The following is a 17727-nucleotide window of genomic DNA, read 5'->3' as shown; positions in this document are numbered from 1 at the left end:
CGGACCATTCGCCGCCGAATCGGTGTAGTACTGCCGGCTTGGGTTCGGCACCGGGGCTTGGACGAATGGGGCGGCCGGCAGAACGACGTACCGGAAAGCCGGCAATTGGCGACCACGCCGCAGCCTGGAGGTGACGGCGGACCGGGCCGCGGGTAACGGGAAGTACCGCCGGCCGGCGGTGGTTGGGGGAAAGGCGCGGCGCGGCGGTGGGCTGACCGGGATCCGGGAGGGCGGCGGCTACGCTGGCGGCGGTTGACGGGACAGCCCGCCGGTCATTGACGGTGGTTGTCCGGTCCGAAGGTATGAGCGACTAATCAGAGGAGCAATGCGATGCGCCCCGGTGGACAGCCGAACATGCAGCAGCTGATGAAGCAGGCGCAGAAGATGCAGCAGCAGGTCGCCCAGGCGCAGGCCGAGCTGGCCGAGGCCGAGCTGACCGGTACGGCCGGCGGTGGCCTGGTGACGGTGACGGTGACCGGCCTGGGTGAGTACAAGGCCGTCAAGATCGACCCGAAGGTGGTCGACGCCGACGACGTCGAGACGCTGGAGGATCTGGTGCTCGCCGCGATCCACAATGCCGCCGAGGCGCAGCGGGAGCTGGCCGAGGAGAAGATGGGTCCGGCCACCGGTGGCCTGTCCCTGCCGGGGTTCTGATCCCGTGTATGAGGGCGCCATCCAGGACCTGATCGATGAGCTGGGCCGGTTGCCGGGCGTCGGCCCGAAGTCGGCCCAGCGCATCGCGTTCCATGTGCTTTCCGCGGATCCGGCCGACGTGAATCGGCTGTCGACGGCTCTGCGCAAGGTGAAGGAGCTGGTCCGCTTCTGCACCACCTGTTTCAACGTGGCCGAGTCCGAGCAGTGCCGGGTCTGCCGCGATCCGCGCCGCACCAACGAGGTGCTGTGTGTGGTCGAGGAGCCGAAGGACGTCGTCGCGATCGAGCGGACCGGTGAGTTCCGTGGGCGGTACCACGTGCTCGGCGGGGCGATCAACCCGCTGGAGGGCGTCGGGCCGGATAACCTGAAGATCCGTGAGCTGCTGATCCGCCTCGGTACCGGGGAGATCAAGGAGCTGATCCTGGCCACCGATCCGAACACCGAGGGTGAGGCGACGGCGACCTATCTGGCGCTGCTCGTGAAGCCGATGGGGATCGCGGTGACCCGGCTGGCGAGTGGTCTGCCGGTCGGCGGTGACTTGGAGTACGCGGACGAGATCACCCTCGGTAGGGCCTTCGAGGGCCGCCGCGCGGTCTGAAATTTACACGTCGTAACGCGGACGTAACGCCTCGCAGCCAGTTTGGCCCGGATTGGCTACTTGCGGGCCCCTTACGCGGTACCTTCCGTTTGTTCGGCGTCTAGGTCACGGTGACATCACGAGGGAGACACGGAAGCATCCGCGTGCGGTCGGTGAGCTTGACCCGGGCACCGCACTAGGTGAATGTTCCTCTCGATGGCGGCCACACCCGCTGTCAGGTGCCTTCGTGGCTCCGGCCCGATCTTGGCCGGCCGCGACGAGGGCCGGCACTCGAGGCATGCGATAACCGATCGGTTTACCGCTTGCAGCGTGGGCCATCGTCTCCGGGCCGTGGGAGCTTCCGTGTACCACGCGTCTGAAGGCTGTGGGCTCTCTGCTGCGCGGTGGCCGGGAGAGGACCGGCGAAACAGATGTCGCTTGGCCCAGAAGCGTCGGTCACCGACGAGGACTCGGCACCGGCGGCCGACGCGGCTGATGTGCGGGGGCCCGCCGAGAAGGCGATCGCCGGCCGCTCGCTGAGGCAGATCGCGTGGCGCCGTCTGAAGAGGGACAAGGTGGCCCTCGGTGGCGCCTGTGTCGTCATCTTCCTGATCGTGGTCGCGATCCTGGCGCCGTTGCTGTCGAAATGGCTCGGTCATCCGATCGACGAGTTCCACAACGACACCCTGGACCCGACCTTCGGTACTCCGAAGGGCGCGTTCGGTGGCATCAGCAAGGAATACATCCTCGGCGTCGAGCCGGACTCCGGCCGGGACATCTTCAGCCGGGTCCTCTACGGCGCGCAGACTTCGCTGACGGTCGCCTTCCTCTCCGCGCTCGTCTCCACCATCCTCGGCGTGGCCTTCGGCCTGGCGGCCGGCTTCCTCGGCGGCTGGGTCGACTCGGTGATCAGCCGGGTGATGGACTTCCTGCTCGCCTTCCCCCAGTTGCTCTTCTCGATCGCACTGGTCTCGGTTCTGCCGTACGAACTGTTGGGGCTCAACGCCCGATGGTCCCGGGTCGCGGTGCTGGTCTGCGTGATCGGCTTCTTCGGCTGGCCGTACATCGGCCGGATCGTCCGTGGGCAGACGCTGTCGCTGCGCGAACGTGAGTTCGTCGAGGCGGCCCGCAGCATGGGCGCCCGCTCCCCCCGGATCCTGGTGCGGGAGCTGCTGCCGAACCTGGCGGCGCCGATCCTGGTCTACACCACGCTGATCATCCCGACGAACATTCTCACCGAGGCCGCGCTCAGCTTCCTCGGCGTCGGTATCCCGCCGCCCAACCCGTCGTGGGGCGGCATGCTCTCGTCGGCGGTGCCGATCTACCAGATCGACCCGATGTTCATGATCATTCCAGGCACGTTGATCTTCATTACCGTCCTGGCCTTCAACCTCTTCGGTGACGGCCTGCGTGACGCGCTCGACCCGAAGGCCCGCTGATTCTTCAGCTGCGGCTGGAACATCGCATGTTTCGCGGACCGCACGGTTCCGCTGTTCGAGGAGGTAGGAGTACAGGTGTCCAGGAAGACTAGGGCGATTGCGGCGGCCGGCGTCGCGCTCGCGCTCGGCCTCACGACCGCCGCATGCGGCGGTTCCAAGAGCGATGACAACAAGAGCGACAGCTCCAGCGGCAGCAAGGCCGCATACAACGCCGCGATCACCAGCGTGGTCAACCCGTCCACTGCCAAGGGCGGCACGCTCAACCTGTGGTCCGCGCAGGACGCCGACTTCTGGGACCCGGCGCGTGGCTACTACGCGTTCGTCTGGAACCTGAACCGGCTCTACACCCGCAAGCTCGTCGACTACGCGTCAGCGCCGGAGAAGGCCGGTCTGGCGCTCCAGCCCGACCTGGCCTCGGCGATGCCGGAGATCAGCGCGGACAAGCTGACCTACACCTTCAAGCTGAAGAGCGGCATCAAGTTCGACGACGGCACCGCGATCACGTCGAAGGACATCAAGTACGGCATCGAGCGCATCTTCGCGCAGGACGTGCTGCCGGGCGGCCCGGTCTACCTGATCGACATCCTCGACCAGGGCCAGGGCTACAAGGGTCCGTACAAGGACACCGACCCGAACAAGCTGGGCCTGAAGACCGTCGAGACGCCGGACGACTCGACGATCGTCTTCCACCTGAAGAAGGCGCAGTCGGACTTCCTCTACCTGCTGGCCATGCCGGGCGCCGGCCCGGTGCCGCAGAAGCGGGACAAGGGCGCGCAGTACAACGCCTCCCCGGCTTCCTCGGGCCCGTACATGTTCAAGGAAGGCAGCATCCAGCCCGGTAAGGGTGCCACCTGGGTCCGCAACCCGAACTGGGACGCGTCCACGGACACCATCCGCAAGGCGCTGCCGGACCAGATCAACCTGACCGTCACCACCAACGCCGAGGACATGGACAGCCGGCTCATCGCCGGTACCGCGGACCTCGACGTCGGCCAGACCGGTGTGCAGGCGGCCGCGCGGACCAAGATCCTCCAGGACCCGACCCTGAAGGCGAACGCGGACACCCCGACCACCGGCTTCCTCCGCTACGCCGCGCTCAGCACCAACGTCGCGCCGTTCGACAACGTCGAGTGCCGCAAGGCGGTCATCTACGCCGCCGACCCGACCTCGCTGCAGACCGCCCGTGGCGGCCCGATCGCGGGTGGCGACATCGGCACCAGCATGCTGCCGCCGAACATCGCCGGCTCGGACACCAAGTACGACCCGTTCAACCGCCTCCAGGGCAAGCCGCAGGCCGAGGAGGCCAAGAAGGCCCTCGCCGCGTGTGGCAAGCCGACCGGCTTCGACACCAAGATCGCGGTCCGGAACAACAAGCCGGCTGAGGTCAAGACCGCCGAGGCGCTGCAGGCCGCTCTGAAGCAGGTCGGCATCAACGCGCAGATCGAGCAGTACGACGGTGGCAACATCTCCTCCGTCATCGGTGCGCCGGACAACGTCAAGGCCAAGGGCTACGGCATCGAGATCGCCGGCTGGGGCGCCGACTACCCGACCGGTTCGGGCTACCTGCAGCCGCTGGCCGACAGCCGGTTCATCCTGAAGAACGGCAACTACAACCTGCCGCTCATCAAGGACCCGTCGATCGACGCGCTGTTCGACCAGGCCGCGGGCGAGACCGACGCCACCAAGGCGGCGGACATCTACTCGCAGATCAACCACAAGATCATGGAAGGCGCCTACTACATGCCGTTCGTGGTCGACAAGGCGCTCAACTACCGCAACCCGCGGCTGACGAACGTCTACATCCACGACGCGTTCGGCATGGTGGACTTCCAGGCCCTCGGCACCAGCGACGGCAAGTAACCAGTCCCTGATCGCACCGGGAAATTCGAAGGGTTGGTGAAGGCCGCCCGCGGCGGGCGGGTGCCGGGTCACACCGGTGCCCGCCCGTCCTTCGGCCGAACGACGTGGTGGCTTATCTCATCCGGCGGCTGATCAACGCCGTCGTCACGCTGCTCGTGGTCACACTCGTGACTTTCGGCATCTTCTTCATGGTTCCGAAGCTCACCGGCAGTGACCCGGCGTTGCTCTACATCGGTAAGACCGCCGACAAGGTCGCGCTCGAGGGCATCCGGGAGAAGATGGGCCTCAACGACCCGATCCTGGTGCAGTACGGCAAGTTCCTCAAAGGCATCGTCGTGGGCCGCGACTACGCGAACGGCCCGGACGTCCAGCACTGCGACGCGCCCTGCCTCGGCTACTCGTTCAAGACCGAGCAGGAGGTGACCCCGCTCCTGATGGACGACCTGCCGGTGACGTTCTCGCTGGCTGTCGGCGCGGCGATCCTCTGGCTGCTCGGCGGCGTCGTCGCGGGGGTGATCTCGGCCCTGAAAAAGGGCTCGATCTCCGATCGCTCGGTGATGATCGTCGCGTTGGCCGGCGTCTCGTTACCCATCTACTTCACCGGCCTGCTGTCCAAACAGATCTTCGTGAACTGGCTCGGCTGGCTTCCGGAGGGCAACTACGTGCCCTTCCTGGAGAGTCCCAGTGACTGGTTCATCCAGATGCTGCTGCCCTGGATCACGCTGGCGTTCCTCTTCGCGGCCACCTACGCCCGGCTGACCCGGGCGAACATGCTGGAGACCCTCGGCGAGGACTACATCCGGACGGCCCGGGCCAAGGGCCTGCGGGAGCGGGCGGTGATCGGCAAGCACGCGCTGCGTTCGGGCCTGACCCCGATCGTCACCGTCTTCGGCCTCGACCTCGGCGCGCTGCTCGGTGGCGCGCTGCTCACCGAGACCGTCTTCAACCTGCGCGGCCTGGGCTACCAGGCGTTCCAGGCGATCAAGACCAGCGACCTGCCGGTGATCCTGGGCGTCACCCTGATCGCCGCGTTCTTCATCGTCACCGCGAACCTGATCGTCGATCTGGTTTACAGCGCCATCGACCCGCGCGTGCGGCTGGGCTGAGGGGAGAGCGAATGTCACGCCCATTCCTCGAGGTCAAGGATCTCAACGTCCGGTTCGAGACGGACGACGGCATCGTGCAGGCGGTCTCCGGCTCGACGTTCTCGCTGGAGGCCGGCAAGACGCTCGGCATCGTCGGCGAGTCCGGCTCCGGCAAGAGCGTCACTTCGCTGGCCCTGCTCGGCCTGCACCGGACGCGTAGCAACGCCAAGGTCAGCGGCGAGATCTGGCTGGACGACCAGGAACTGGTCACCGCCGGCGACGAGGCCGTCCGCGGCCTGCGTGGCGGCAAGATGTCGATGATCTTCCAGGACCCGCTGAGCGCGATGCACCCGTACTTCACGGTCGGTTCGCAGATCGTCGAGGCGTACCGGGTGCACCACCCCGGGGTGAACAAGAAGGTGGCCCGCGAGCGGGCGATCGACATGCTCGCCCGGGTCGGCATCCCGCAGCCGGCGCGCCGCTTCAACGACTACGCCCACCAGTTCTCCGGGGGTATGCGGCAGCGCGCGATGATCGCGATGGCGCTGGTCAACGACCCGAAGCTGCTGATCGCCGACGAGCCGACCACGGCCCTGGACGTGACCGTCCAGGCGCAGATCCTGGACCTGATCCGGGACCTGCAGAACGAGTTCGGCTCGGCGGTCATCATGATCACGCACGACCTGGGTGTGGTGGCCGAGCTGGCCGACGACGTCCTGGTGATGTACGGCGGCAAGGTGATCGAGCGGGGCCCGACGATCGACCTGTTCCAGCGGCCCCAGCACCCGTACACCTGGGGTCTGCTCGGCTCGATGCCGCGGCTGGACCGTGAGGTGCGCGACCGGCTCACCCCGGTCAAGGGCACGCCGCCCAGCCTGATCAACCTGCCGTCCGGCTGCGCCTTCCACCCGCGCTGCCCGTACGCGGGCCGCAACGGCGACCGGTCGTTCACCGAGACGCCGCTCCTGATCGGTGAGGGGCACGCGGTCGCCTGCCACCTGCCGCCGGAGGAACGCACCCGGTTGTTCAAGGAAGAAGTAGCACCGAACCTCTGAGCGGGGAAGAGAGAGAACCATGAGCGAGAACCTGCTCGAGGTGACCGGGCTGCAGAAACACTTCCCGATCACGAAGGGGCTGTTCAAGCGCCAGGTCGGCGCGGTCCGCGCGGTGGACGGCATCGACCTGACCGTCCGGTCCGGCGAGACGCTGGGCCTGGTCGGCGAGTCCGGCTGCGGCAAGTCGACGGCCGGCCGGCTCTTTACCCGGATCCTGGAGCCGACCGGTGGCAAGGTCCTCTTCGAGGGCCAGGACATCAGTCACCGGAACATGGTCCAGTTGCGGCCGCTGCGCCGGGACGTCCAGATGATCTTCCAGGACCCGTACTCGTCGCTGAACCCGCGGCACACCATCGGCACGATCATCTCCGCGCCGCTGCAGATCCAGAACATCCCGACCCCGCAGGGCCTGAAGAAGGCCGTGCAGGACCTGTTGGAGCTGGTCGGGCTCAACCCGGAGCACTACAACCGGTACCCGCACGAGTTCTCCGGCGGCCAGCGCCAGCGCATCGGCATCGCCCGGGCGCTCGCGCTGCGGCCGAAACTGATCATCGCCGACGAGCCGGTTTCCGCGCTCGACGTGTCGATCCAGGCGCAGGTGGTCAACCTGCTGGAGGACCTGCAGAGCGAGTTCGACCTGACCTACGTCTTCATCGCGCACGACCTGTCGGTGGTCAGGCACATCTCCGACCGCGTCGCCGTGATGTACCTCGGGAAGGTCATGGAGATCGCCAACCGCGACGATCTCTACAAGAGCCCGCGGCACCCGTACACCGTGGCGCTGATGTCGGCCGTCCCGGTGCCGGACCCGGTCCGGCGCGACCGCGCGCAGCGCAACCGGGTGCTGCTCACCGGCGACGTGCCGAGCCCGATCAACCCGCCGTCCGGCTGCCGGTTCCGCACCCGCTGCTGGAAGGCGCAGGACATCTGCGCGACCGAGGAGCCGCCGCTGGTCACGCGGCTGGACGACCCGGAGTCGCACCAGACCGCCTGCCACTTCCCGGTGGTCGACGACGAGGCGGTCGCGGGCCGCACGCCGGCCTCCGCGCCGGCTTAAGGCTCAAAAACCGATTATTCGGTACGACGTGCGCACCGCGCCCGAGGTCAGGACCATCTGACCTCGGGCGACCGGTAGAAGTGCACGTCCCGGCGGATCCATCGCTCGCCGTACCCACCGAGCCGGTCCCGGAACGAGATCCAGTCGTGCGTCGCCCACGGTGACCAGCCCAGCTCGGCGATCGCCGCCATCCGCGGGAACGCGTGGAACTCCACGTCGTCGTAGTCGCGCAGGGTCTCCGACCAGAGCGGCCCCTCCACCCCCAGCACCGCGCTCGACGGGACGCCGTGCGCCCAGGTCGCCGGGTCCCAGTCGTACGCGGTCCGCATCTCGATCGTCCCCGCCCAGTGCAGCCCGCCCGGGGTGAGCAGGTCGTACTGCATGTCCAGGTAGGTGCGGTCGGCCGGGGACAGGATCACCTTCGCCCCGCCCCGCGCCGCCGCGGCGACCGAGGGCCGGTCCCGGGTGACCGCCCAGTACTGGATCACCGCGTCCGTCGCCGCGGGCGCGTTCGCGATCTCCTCCCAGCCGGTCGCGGTCTTTCCGTACTTCGCGACCAGCGGCAGCACCCGCTGCTCGAACGCCAGGTAGTCGGTGTGCGGGGTGGACATCGCCTCGTCCCCGCCCAGGTGCAGGTAGGGGCCCGGGGTCAGCGCGGCGAGCTGGCGGATCACGTCCTCGGCGAACCGGTACGTGACCTCCTTGCCGGCGCAGAGCGAGCTGTACCCGACCCGGATGTCGATCCGCGGCCGCGGCGCCACCCCGTCGCAGGTCAGCTCCGGGTACGCCACCTGGGCCGCGTTCACGTGCCCGGGCATGTCGATCTCCGGGACGATCGTCACGAACCGCCGCGCCGCGTAGTCGACCAGGTCCCGATAGTCGTCCTGGGTCAGGTAGCCGCCGCCGATCCCGCGCACCCCGGTGCCCGGCCCGCCGCCGACCGTGGTCAGCCGGGGCCAGCCGTCGATCTCGATCCGCCAGCCCTGGTCGTCGGCGAGGTGCAGGTGCAGATAGTTGATCTTCAGGCGGCTGAGCTCGTCGACGTAGCGCTTCACGTCGGCCGGCGGGTGGAAGTGCCGGGCCAGGTCGAGCATCGCGCCGCGGTACGCGAACCGCGGCCGGTCCCGGATCACGCCGGCGGGAATGGCCCAGTCCTGGTGTCGTACCGTCGTCGCTTCGATCGCCGGCGGGACCAGCTGGCGCAGGGTCTGCACGCCGGCGAAGAGCCCGGCCGGGCCGTTGGCGCGCAGCGCCACGGCCGTGCTGTCGATCTCCAGCCGATAGCCCTCGGCACCCAGCCACGGGTCGGTGACGGTGTTGATCCGCAGGTCGACGGCGTTCCCATCGGTCCCGTCGGCCGGGCGGACCGGGAACGGATAGCCGGTGGCCGGGCGCAGGATCGCGGCGAGCTGCTCGGCGACCGGCGTCGCGGCACCGGTCGCGGTGAGCACGGTGGCCGCGGTGAGCCGAAAAGGATCAGATTTCGACGGTACGACCTCGACCGGAACCGGGATCACGCTGCCCAGCGTCGTCGCGGGCGGTGGCCGGTGCGCCGCCGAGCCGGTCGTCGCGGCCAGCACCAGGCCCGCCGCGACGACCATCCGGAACAGCATTCGGGTAGGCACGCCCCCGAACACTACGAATGTCGATCAACCCTCGGGGCGGTTGAGGATCCCGACGGCGATGTTGTGCACGGCGTCCAGGTCGGCCGGATCGGCCAGCTTGGCCTTGCCGCCGGTGACGACGTACCACTCCTCGGCGTCCTTGTACTGCACGCGCAGGGTCAGATCGGTCCCGACGAGCTCGGTGCGCAGCGTCAGGTCGCCGGTGACGACGCCGACCTCGTCGGTCATTACGCCGCCCGGGCCGGGCACGATGTCGGTCGTCTTGCTCGGGCCCGTCGCCTCCGGCGCGGCCGGGGGTGTTTCGGCGGCCGGCGCCGCGGCCGCCGCTGGTTCGGCGGCCGCGGGCTCGGCGGGCTTCTCGGCCGGCGGCGCCTTGCTCTGGTCAGATTCGGTCATCAGCAGGTTCCCAGCATGTCCTTCAAGGCGTCCTTCTCCTTCTGGGTGACGTTGAGCTTGTAGTAGCTCTTCACAGTTACCCAGTCCTGGGCGTAGGAGCACCAGGCATCCTGCGCCGGCGGTTTCCAGGTCGACGGGTCCTGGTCGCCCTTCGACCGGTTCGAGCCGGCCGAGACCGCCACCAGCTGCGGGCGGTCCAGGTCGTTGGCGAACGCCTCGCGCTGATCGGTGGTCCACGCCGCGGCGCCCGAGCGCCACGCGGCGGCCAGCGGGACCATGTGGTCGATGTCCACCGCGCCCGGCGTGGTCACGGTCTTGTCGTCGTAGAGGCTCTTCCAGGTGCCGGCGACCACATTGCAGCCGGAGAGCTTCACCTTGGTGCCGTCGCGCTCCAGCACCGAGTCCCGGACGTCGCAGTTCTTGCCGGTGCTCTTCCAGTGCGGGAACTTCTCCCGGCTGTAGCCGGCCATCGTCCCGGTCTTGGCGACGACGGTCAGCTTGCCGAGCAGCGCGTGGGCGTCCTTCGCGGAGCCCGGTTTGGCACCCGAGGTGGAACCCGAGCCGCTGGTCGGCGCGGTGCCACCGGGATCACCGGCGTCGACGGTCTCGCAGCCGGCGGTGAGGGAGGCGGTGATCAGGAACGGAAGGAACCATCGAACAGCGTTACGTGGGGGCACTCGCTCAGAGTAAGGCCGTCCCCCGCGTGTCGCCTCCTGGCAGCACGCGGGGGAGTGACTTTGTTACCTCAGCGAGCGCGGTTGATCGCGCTGGTGACAGCCTTGATCGACGCGCTGACGATGTTGGCGTCGATGCCGACGCCCCAGAACGCGCGGTCCCCGACCTCGACCTCGACGTACGCCGCGGCCTGCGCGTCCCCACCCGACGTGAGCGCGTGCTCCTGGTAGTCCAGCACCCGGGCCTTGATCCCCAGCGGCTCGACCGCCTGGGTGAACGCGTCGATCGGGCCGTTGCCGACGCCGACCAGCGGGCGCCGCATGCCGCGGTGGATCACCTCGACGTCGATCTCGACCTTGCCGTCCACCGTGGCCGTGCTGTACGTCTGGACCTTGAACGCGCTGGCCAGCTGGTGCTCGACCAGGTATTCCTGGGCGAAGATGTCCCACATCTGCTGCGGGGAGACCTCGCCGCCCTCCTCGTCGGTGTGGTGCTGCACCACGCCGGAGAACTCGATCTGCAGCCGCCGCGGCATGTCGAGCTTGTGCTCCTCCTTCATGATGTACGCCACCCCGCCCTTGCCGGACTGCGAGTTGACCCGGATGACCGCCTCGTACGTGCGGCCGACGTCCTTCGGGTCGATCGGCAGGTAGGGGACGCCCCAGGTGAAGGAGTCGATCTCGACGCCGGCCGAGTCCGCGTCGGCCTGCAGGGCGGTGAAGCCCTTCTTGATCGCGTCCTGGTGCGAGCCGGAGAACGCGGTGTAGACCAGGTCACCCGCGTACGGGTGCCGCTCGTGCACCGGCAGCTGGTTGCAGTACTCCACCGAGCGCTTGATCTCGTCGATGTTCGAGAAGTCGATCTGCGGGTCGATGCCCTGGGAGAACACGTTCAGCCCCAGGGTGACCAGGTCGACGTTGCCGGTGCGCTCGCCGTTGCCGAACAGGCAGCCCTCGATCCGGTCCGCCCCGGCCAGCAGGCCCAGCTCGGCGGCGGCCACCGCGGTGCCCCGGTCGTTGTGCGGGTGCAGGCTCAGGATCACGCTGTCCCGGCGGGGCAGGTTCCGGTGCATCCACTCGATCGAGTCGGCGTAGACGTTCGGGGTGGCCATCTCGACGGTGGCCGGCAGGTTGATGATCAGCGGCCGGGCCGGGGTCGGGTCGATCACGTCGATCACCGCGGAGCAGATCTCCAGCGCGTACTCCAGCTCGGTGCCCGTGTAGGACTCCGGCGAGTACTCGTAGAAGATCTCGGTGTCCGGGGTGTGGATCTCCGCGTACTTCTGGCAGAGCCGGGCGCCGGTCGTCGCGATGTCGGTGATCCCGTCCTTGTCCAGGCCGAAGACCACCCGCCGCTGCAGCACCGAGGTCGAGTTGTAGAAGTGCACGATGGCGCGCTTGGCGCCGCGGATCGACTCGAAGGTCCGGTCGATCAGGTGCTCGCGGCACTGCACCAGCACCTGGATGGTGACGTCGTCCGGGATCAGGTCCTGCTCGATCAGCTGGCGGACGAAGTCGAAGTCGGTCTGGCTGGCCGCCGGGAAGCCGACCTCGATCTCCTTGTAACCCATCTTCACCAGCAGCATGAACATCCGCCGCTTGCGGTCCGGGGACATCGGGTCGATCAGGGCCTGGTTGCCGTCGCGCAGGTCGACCGCGCACCAGCGCGGGGCCTTCTCGACGACCCGGCTCGGCCACTGCCGATCGGGCAGGGGGATCGAGAACTGCTTCTGGTACGACTCGTACCGCTGGAACGGCATCGAGCTGGCGCGCTGCGAATTATCGGCGAACGTGGACATGTGACTGCTCCAGTCAGGAAGAAGACGAGCAGGCGGCGCGCGTCACCACCGCGACGGGGTGCCGGCCTGGAATGAGGCCCCGTCGCGGCAGAGAAGGAGGAGAGTCACCTGCCACATGTCGCAGCCCACGTTACGTGATCCCGATCGGGGCGGCTAACCGTACGACCGGATCGTGGGATTTCCGCATGCCGGTCAGCCGGCCGCCGCGGAGGGGGCGGTGTCCTGCTCGGACGGCGTACCCGGCTGGTCCGACATGCCCATCGCCTCGCCACCGACCTCCGGCCCGGGGAACTGCACGGCGGCCGGGGCGGCGACCTGGCGGACCAGTTTGAGCACGCCGAAGCCGACCCGGGCCGCGGTGAGCAGCCCGTCCGGCGCGTAGCAGTAGACGCCGACGTCGACCGGCGCGTCCAACCCGGCGGTGATCGAGTCGACCGAGTAGCAGGTGCCGCCCTGCGCGCCGGCCAGCGGCTGCACCGCGGAGACCGCGAGCGCCGCGTCCCGGTCGGTGAAGACCGGCAGCCACTGCCGGAACAGTCGCTGCACCTTCGGGTCGTACCGGCTCGGCACCTTCTCCCCCTTCGACGCCACGTGCACGCAGCCGGGCGTGATCGGCGCCCCGGTCATCGAGATCGTGCACTGGTAGACGCCGTTCGGGTTGTGCACGATCGACACGTCCGCGGAGCCGCCGAGCGCGCCGTTCGCGATGTCGACCCGCCAGCTGCCGTCGTTGGCGACCGTGGCGACCACGTTGCGGGCCACCCCGTCACCGCCGGTGAAGGAGTAGAGCGCGGCGTAGTGCCGGTCCATCGCGAGCGCGGCCAGGCCGGCCAGCTGGACCCGGAAGTCCGGGCCGCCGGCGGTCGCGGTCGCCGAGGCGGGGGCCGAGCTCGCCGGGGCGGCGTCGGGTGGGTCGTCACCGCCGCAGCCGGCCAGGCCGAGGGCCAGCACGGCGACGGTCAGCGCGGACAGGCCGCGCCCGGATCCGGAGGGAAGGCGCACCGAGACATTCTCGCCTCATACCGCCCGATGCGTGCGACACGCCGGTCCCGGCCGCCCGGCGTGTCGCGCCGGAACGGCCGGATTCTGGGATCGTCTGTCGAGGTCGCGACCTCGCGCGGCTAGGGTGGTGGCGATTGCCCTGAAAGGATTGGTTGGCCGTGGCTCTTGTGGTGCAGAAGTACGGTGGCTCGTCGGTGGCGAACGCCGAGCGCATCAAGCGCGTGGCCGAGCGCATCGTGGCCGCCCGCAAGTCCGGTGACGACGTCGTCGTGGTCGTCTCCGCGATGGGCGACACCACCGACGAGCTGATGGACCTGGCCAACCAGGTCAGCCCGCTGCCGCCGGGCCGGGAACTGGACATGCTGCTCACCTCGGGCGAGCGGATCTCGATGGCGCTGCTGGCCATGGCGATCCACAACCTGGGTTACGAGGCGCGGTCCTACACCGGCTCCCAGGCCGGCGTGCTGACCACCTCGGTGCACGGCAAGGCCCGGATCATCGATGTGACCCCCGGCCGCCTGCGGACCGCGCTGGACGAGGGCGCCATCGCCATCGTCGCCGGCTTCCAGGGCGTGTCGCAGGACACCAAGGACATCACCACGCTCGGCCGGGGCGGGTCGGACACCACCGCGGTCGCGCTCGCCGCGGCGCTGCACGCCGACGTCTGCGAGATCTACACGGATGTGGACGGCGTCTTCACCGCCGACCCCCGGATCGTCCCGGACGCCCAGCACATCAAGAAGATCACCTACGAGGAGATGCTGGAGCTCGCGGCCGGCGGTGCGAAGGTGCTGATGTTGCGATGCGTGGAGTACGCGCGGCGCTTCAAGGTGCCGATCCACGTACGATCTTCGTACTCGAACAAAGAAGGCACGCTCGTCACCGGCTCGATGGAGGACCCTGACGTGGAACAAGCACTGATCACCGGGGTCGCGCACGACCGCAGCGAGGCCAAGATCACGATCGTCGGCGTGCCCGACGAGCCGGGTTCGGCCGGGCGGATCTTCGAGACCGTCGCGCAGGCCGAGATCAACATCGACATGATCGTGCAGAACGTGTCGACCGAGGGCACCGGCCGCACCGACATCTCGTTCACCCTGCCGAAGGCGGACGGGTCGACCGCGATGAGCGCCCTCGACAAGATCAAGGGCCAGATCAAGTTCAAGAGCCTGCTCTTCGACGACCACGTCGGCAAGGTCTCGCTGATCGGCGCCGGCATGCGCTCGCACCCGGGCGTCGCCGCCTCCTTCTTCGCCTGCATCGGTGAGGCCGGGGTGAACATCGAGATGATCTCCACGTCGGAGATCCGGGTCTCGGTCGTCTGCCGGGACACCGACCTCGACACCGCGGTCCGCGCCGTGCACGACCAGTTCGAGCTCGGCGGGGCCGAGGAGGCCGTCGTCTACGGCGGTACAGGCCGGTAAGCCGCACGATGGCGCGGCCCACGCTCGCCGTCGTCGGAGCCACCGGTTCCGTCGGGACCGTCATGCTCGACCTGCTCTCGTCCCGGCGTGACGTCTGGGGCGAGATTCGGCTGGTCGCTTCGGCACGGTCCGCCGGCAAGTCACTGACCTGCCGAGGCGAGACCCTTGAGGTACGGGCGTTGACCGCCGAGGTCTTCGACGGCGTCGACGTGGCGATGTTCGACGTGCCCGACGACGTGGCCGCGCACTGGGCGCCGATCGCGGTGTCCCGGGGCGCCGTCGTGGTCGACAACTCCGCCCAGTTCCGGATGGAACCGGACGTGCCGCTCGTCGTGCCCGAGATCAACCGCGACATGCTCGGGTACCGCCCGCGCGGCATCGTCTCCAGCGCGAACTGCACGGTCGCCGCGATGATCATGGCGGTGGCCCCGCTGCACTACGAGTACGGCCTGCGCGAGCTGGTGCTGGCGACCTACCAGTCCGCCTCCGGGGTCGGCCAGATCGGCGTGGACACGCTGCACGACCAGCTGACCAAGGTGGCCGGTGACCGGCTGCTCGGGTCGCGGCCGGGGAACGTACGGCAGGCGGTCGGCGACGACCTCGGGCCGTTCCCGGCCCCGCTGGCGCTGAACGTGGTGCCGTGGGCCGGCGATCTGGGGCCGCTCGGCTGGTCCGCCGAGGAGCTCAAGCTCCGCAACGAGACCCGCAAGATCCTCGGGATCGGCGCGCTGAAGGTCTCCGCGACCTGCGTCCGGGTGCCGGTGGTGACCGGGCACTCGGTCGCCGTGCACGCGGTCTTCGCCGCCGAGGTGACCGCGGACGGCGCCCGCCAGGTGCTGCGCAACGCGCCCGGCGTGATCCTGGTCGACGACCCGGAGGCCGGCGAGTTCCCGATGCCGATCGACGCGGTCGGCACCGACCCGTCCTGGGTCGGCCGGATCCGGCGGGCGATGGACGACCCACGCGCCCTGGACTTCTTCGTGACCGGCGACAACATGCGCAAGGGCGCCGCCCTCAACACGGTCCAGACCGCCGAGCTTCTCGCCGCCGAACTGAGCAAGTGACCCGCCGGCGGCGTCAGACAGCCCCCGGGAGCCGGTCATGTTGACATGTTGACTCGACTTGACGCACTCAACATGTTGATTTGAGACAGCCGTCAAGTGCAGTCAACAGTCGAGTCAACACATCAACATGACAACGCGCCGCCAGCCCCGCTCAACAGGGTCCACTGACCGCGAGCCGCGTTGCCGGCTGAGTCCGCGCGGCGGGTTGGGTCTGCGCGCGGTTGAGTCGCGTGGCGGTTGGGTTCACGCGGCGGGTTGGGCTTGTGGCGGGCTGGGTCTGCGCGGCGGTTGAGTTTGCTTGGTGGTTGCGGTCCTTGGCCGGCGCTTGCGGTCGTGTGCGGCGTCAGAGCGAGCCGTGAGTGCCGGCCGGCGACCGTGGGGCGCGGCGGCCGGGGTGGGAGTGGGCTGCAGGTTTGCGGACCTTTTAGACCGTGCCCACCCTCGGACGTCGCCCTGTAGGGGCTCGCGTTCTGGGCGCGCCAGCGCCCTGCGAGGCCCGGAAGGGTCCCCGCGGGAGCGACGATCAGTTATTGGCCGCAGCCGAGGCAAGAAAGGTCTTGAAGTTGATCCTGGGTTCGATGTGACGCGCCGGGACGCGCCACATCGAGCCAGGGCAGGTCATGATGCGCCCGGGACGCGCCACATTGAGCCAGAGCAGGTCAGGACGCGCCCGGGACGCGCCATATCGAGCCAGGGGCGGTCAGGACGCGGCGGCGTCCAGGTCGGCGCGGGTGAGCAGGGCGCGGAGGGTGATGCCGTCGGCGGCCAGGGCCTGGGAGCCGCCCTCCTGCCGGTCGATCACGCAGAGCGCGTGGTCCACGTGCGCGCCGAGTTTGCGTAGCTCGCCGGTGGAGATGACGACCTGGCCGCCGGAGGTCACCACGTCCTCGACGACCAGCACGCGGCGGCCGGCGATCTCGGCGCCCTCGACGAGCCGGGCGGTGCCGTACTTCTTCGCCTCCTTGCGGACGAAGGCGGTCGGCAGCTGGGCGTGCCGGGCGAGCGCGGTGACCACCGCGATGCCGCCCATCTCCAGGCCGGCGAGCACCTCGGTGCCGTCCGGGATCAGCACGGCGAGCCGCTCGGCGAGCCGGTCGAGCAGCACCGGGTCGGCCTCGAACTGGTACTTGTCGAAGTATTCGTTGGCGATGCGGCCGGAACGCAGCGTGAATTCGCCGGTCAGGCGGCTCACGGAACGCACCTGGCGGGCGAGGTCGATGGAGTCAGTCACAAGGTCTGAGCTTGTCAGGCGAGGGTACGGCGACGCGCGACCACCCCGGTCGTCACTCGTTGGCGTACTTGATCTCCGCAATACGGCATTCTATGTCTGTTTGGGGTAGTTTTCGCCTAATTAGCGGCTTGTGCCCGGAAGGAACATTGCTGTGACACCCTTCGCCATCCTCTTCCTGCTCGCCTTCGCCGGATCGTCCTGCTTCGCGGTCGGCCGGGCCTTCGGACGTGGCGAGCGTTACGAGCGCGGCTACCGGGAGGGCTTTCGGGACGGCGAGACCGGCTCGCTGGCCCGGGCCACGCGGCTCATGCAGCTCGGCGAGCGGCAGACGATCGCGCCGGTGGTGGAGACCATGCTCGGGCCGTACGCGGTGCCGCAGCAGATGGCGCCGCGACCGGTCGGGCCGGCGGTGGCCGGGGTGCCGGTGCGGCCGGGGTTCGCGGTCTGACCCGTCCGGAGCAGGTCGCAGCCTCGCGTTAGAGAAGCGCGGGGCGTTTTGTCGTGCGCGGGATCACCTGGGCGACAGTGCCCCGGAAGCCTGCGGATCGCCCGGGTGGCAGCGCCCCGGAAGCCTGCGGATCGCCCGGGTGGCAGCGCCCCGGAAGCCCGGGGATCGCCGGAGCGGCAGCGCCCTGGAAAGAAGTCAGGCCCGACCTCCGTTTCCGGAAGCCGGGCCTGTCTGCAAGCTGGTCGGGGTGGCGGGATTTGAACCCACGGCCTCTACGTCCCGAACGTAGCGCGCTACCAAACTGCGCCACACCCCGGTGCTGCAGAAAGAATACTAG

The 17727-nt window shown here is 69.0% G+C and carries 16 protein-coding genes and 1 tRNA gene; 10 read left to right on the top strand and 7 right to left on the bottom strand.

Annotation, left to right across the window (positions count from 1 at the left end; all coding sequences use genetic code 11):
* Nucleotides 1–330 precede the first annotated feature (330 nt).
* The 7 genes from L3i22_RS51875 (at nt 331) to L3i22_RS51845 (ending at nt 7727) form a co-directional block, all read left to right on the top strand.
* Nucleotides 331–654 (top strand): YbaB/EbfC family nucleoid-associated protein, encoded by a 324-nt coding sequence (locus tag L3i22_RS51875; RefSeq protein ID WP_221324723.1) that lies wholly within the window; start codon nt 331–333, stop codon nt 652–654.
* A gap of 4 nt (nt 655–658) precedes the next feature.
* Nucleotides 659–1252: a recombination mediator RecR gene (gene recR / locus L3i22_RS51870; protein WP_221324722.1), complete on the top strand. Its 594-nt coding sequence runs from the start codon at nt 659–661 to the stop codon at nt 1250–1252.
* A gap of 410 nt (nt 1253–1662) precedes the next feature.
* Nucleotides 1663–2670 carry an ABC transporter permease gene (locus tag L3i22_RS51865; RefSeq protein ID WP_221324721.1) on the top strand — a complete coding sequence of 336 codons (1008 nt, stop codon included), beginning with the start codon at nt 1663–1665 and terminating at the stop codon, nt 2668–2670.
* Nucleotides 2671–2745: 75 nt separating this feature from the next.
* Nucleotides 2746–4530, top strand: a complete 1785-nt coding sequence (locus tag L3i22_RS51860) for an ABC transporter substrate-binding protein (protein ID WP_221324720.1) — start codon at nt 2746–2748, stop codon at nt 4528–4530.
* A 104-nt stretch (nt 4531–4634) separates the two neighbouring features.
* Nucleotides 4635–5636, top strand: coding sequence for an ABC transporter permease (locus L3i22_RS51855; RefSeq protein ID WP_221324719.1), 1002 nt, complete (start codon nt 4635–4637; stop codon nt 5634–5636).
* Nucleotides 5637–5647: 11 nt separating this feature from the next.
* The gene (locus L3i22_RS51850) at nt 5648–6670 is read left to right on the top strand and encodes an ABC transporter ATP-binding protein (RefSeq protein WP_221324718.1); all 1023 of its coding nucleotides are present in this window, start codon (nt 5648–5650) and stop codon (nt 6668–6670) included.
* 19 nt (nt 6671–6689) lie between these two features.
* On the top strand, nt 6690–7727 hold the full coding sequence (locus tag L3i22_RS51845; RefSeq protein WP_221324717.1) for an ABC transporter ATP-binding protein: 1038 nt from the start codon (nt 6690–6692) through the stop codon (nt 7725–7727).
* A gap of 47 nt (nt 7728–7774) precedes the next feature.
* Here L3i22_RS51845 and L3i22_RS51840 read toward each other — a convergent pair whose 3' ends face one another.
* The 5 genes from L3i22_RS51840 to L3i22_RS51820 form a co-directional block, all read right to left on the bottom strand.
* Nucleotides 7775–9352 (bottom strand): beta-N-acetylhexosaminidase, encoded by a 1578-nt coding sequence (locus L3i22_RS51840; RefSeq protein WP_255657786.1) that lies wholly within the window; start codon nt 9350–9352, stop codon nt 7775–7777.
* A 24-nt stretch (nt 9353–9376) separates the two neighbouring features.
* Nucleotides 9377–9748: a hypothetical protein gene (locus tag L3i22_RS54240; protein WP_255657784.1), complete on the bottom strand. Its 372-nt coding sequence runs from the start codon at nt 9746–9748 to the stop codon at nt 9377–9379.
* Nucleotides 9748–10425, bottom strand: a complete 678-nt coding sequence (locus L3i22_RS51830) for a DUF1524 domain-containing protein (protein WP_255657782.1) — start codon at nt 10423–10425, stop codon at nt 9748–9750. Before L3i22_RS51830 ends, L3i22_RS54240 begins: the two co-directional genes overlap by 1 nt.
* Nucleotides 10426–10493: 68 nt before the next feature.
* Entirely contained in the window at nt 10494–12221 is a 1728-nt protein-coding gene (gene leuA, locus L3i22_RS51825; RefSeq protein ID WP_221324716.1) for a 2-isopropylmalate synthase, read from the bottom strand.
* Between the two features lie 192 nt (nt 12222–12413).
* The gene (locus L3i22_RS51820) at nt 12414–13223 is read right to left on the bottom strand and encodes a hypothetical protein (RefSeq protein WP_221324715.1); all 810 of its coding nucleotides are present in this window, start codon (nt 13221–13223) and stop codon (nt 12414–12416) included.
* A 158-nt stretch (nt 13224–13381) separates the two neighbouring features.
* Between L3i22_RS51820 and L3i22_RS51815 the strand changes: the two genes are divergently transcribed.
* A complete protein-coding gene (locus L3i22_RS51815) occupies nt 13382–14647 on the top strand; it encodes an aspartate kinase (RefSeq protein WP_221324714.1) in 1266 nt (421 codons plus the stop codon).
* An 8-nt stretch (nt 14648–14655) separates the two neighbouring features.
* On the top strand, nt 14656–15711 hold the full coding sequence (locus tag L3i22_RS51810; protein WP_221324713.1) for an aspartate-semialdehyde dehydrogenase: 1056 nt from the start codon (nt 14656–14658) through the stop codon (nt 15709–15711).
* 700 nt (nt 15712–16411) lie between these two features.
* Here L3i22_RS51810 and pyrE read toward each other — a convergent pair.
* Nucleotides 16412–16942 (bottom strand): orotate phosphoribosyltransferase, encoded by a 531-nt coding sequence (gene pyrE / locus L3i22_RS51805; protein WP_221324712.1) that lies wholly within the window; start codon nt 16940–16942, stop codon nt 16412–16414.
* Nucleotides 16943–17093: 151 nt separating this feature from the next.
* Between pyrE and L3i22_RS51800 the strand changes: the two genes are divergently transcribed.
* Nucleotides 17094–17390, top strand: a complete 297-nt coding sequence (locus tag L3i22_RS51800; RefSeq protein WP_221324711.1) for a hypothetical protein — start codon at nt 17094–17096, stop codon at nt 17388–17390.
* A 239-nt stretch (nt 17391–17629) separates the two neighbouring features.
* Here L3i22_RS51800 and L3i22_RS51795 read toward each other — a convergent pair.
* Nucleotides 17630–17706: transfer RNA gene (locus tag L3i22_RS51795), tRNA-Pro, on the bottom strand.
* Nucleotides 17707–17727: the final 21 nt, after the last annotated feature.

Source organism: Actinoplanes sp. L3-i22 (genome assembly GCF_019704555.1).
GTDB lineage: Bacteria > Actinomycetota > Actinomycetes > Mycobacteriales > Micromonosporaceae > Actinoplanes.
The sequence above is the reverse complement of the archived record's forward strand: the minus strand, read 5'-3'. Positions and strand labels throughout refer to the sequence as shown.

Excerpts from the sequence above, each read along its gene's own strand:
- L3i22_RS51875 (WP_221324723.1), top strand. The coding sequence starts at position 331 with ATGCGCCCCGGTGGACAGCCGAACATGCAGCAGCTGATGAAGCAGGCG.
- L3i22_RS51865 (WP_221324721.1), top strand. The coding sequence starts at position 1,663 with ATGTCGCTTGGCCCAGAAGCGTCGGTCACCGACGAGGACTCGGCACCG.
- L3i22_RS51850 (WP_221324718.1), top strand. The coding sequence starts at position 5,648 with ATGTCACGCCCATTCCTCGAGGTCAAGGATCTCAACGTCCGGTTCGAG.
- L3i22_RS51845 (WP_221324717.1), top strand. The coding sequence starts at position 6,690 with ATGAGCGAGAACCTGCTCGAGGTGACCGGGCTGCAGAAACACTTCCCG.
- L3i22_RS54240 (WP_255657784.1), bottom strand. The coding sequence starts at position 9,748 with ATGACCGAATCTGACCAGAGCAAGGCGCCGCCGGCCGAGAAGCCCGCC.
- leuA (WP_221324716.1), bottom strand. The coding sequence starts at position 12,221 with ATGTCCACGTTCGCCGATAATTCGCAGCGCGCCAGCTCGATGCCGTTC.
- L3i22_RS51810 (WP_221324713.1), top strand. The coding sequence starts at position 14,656 with ATGGCGCGGCCCACGCTCGCCGTCGTCGGAGCCACCGGTTCCGTCGGG.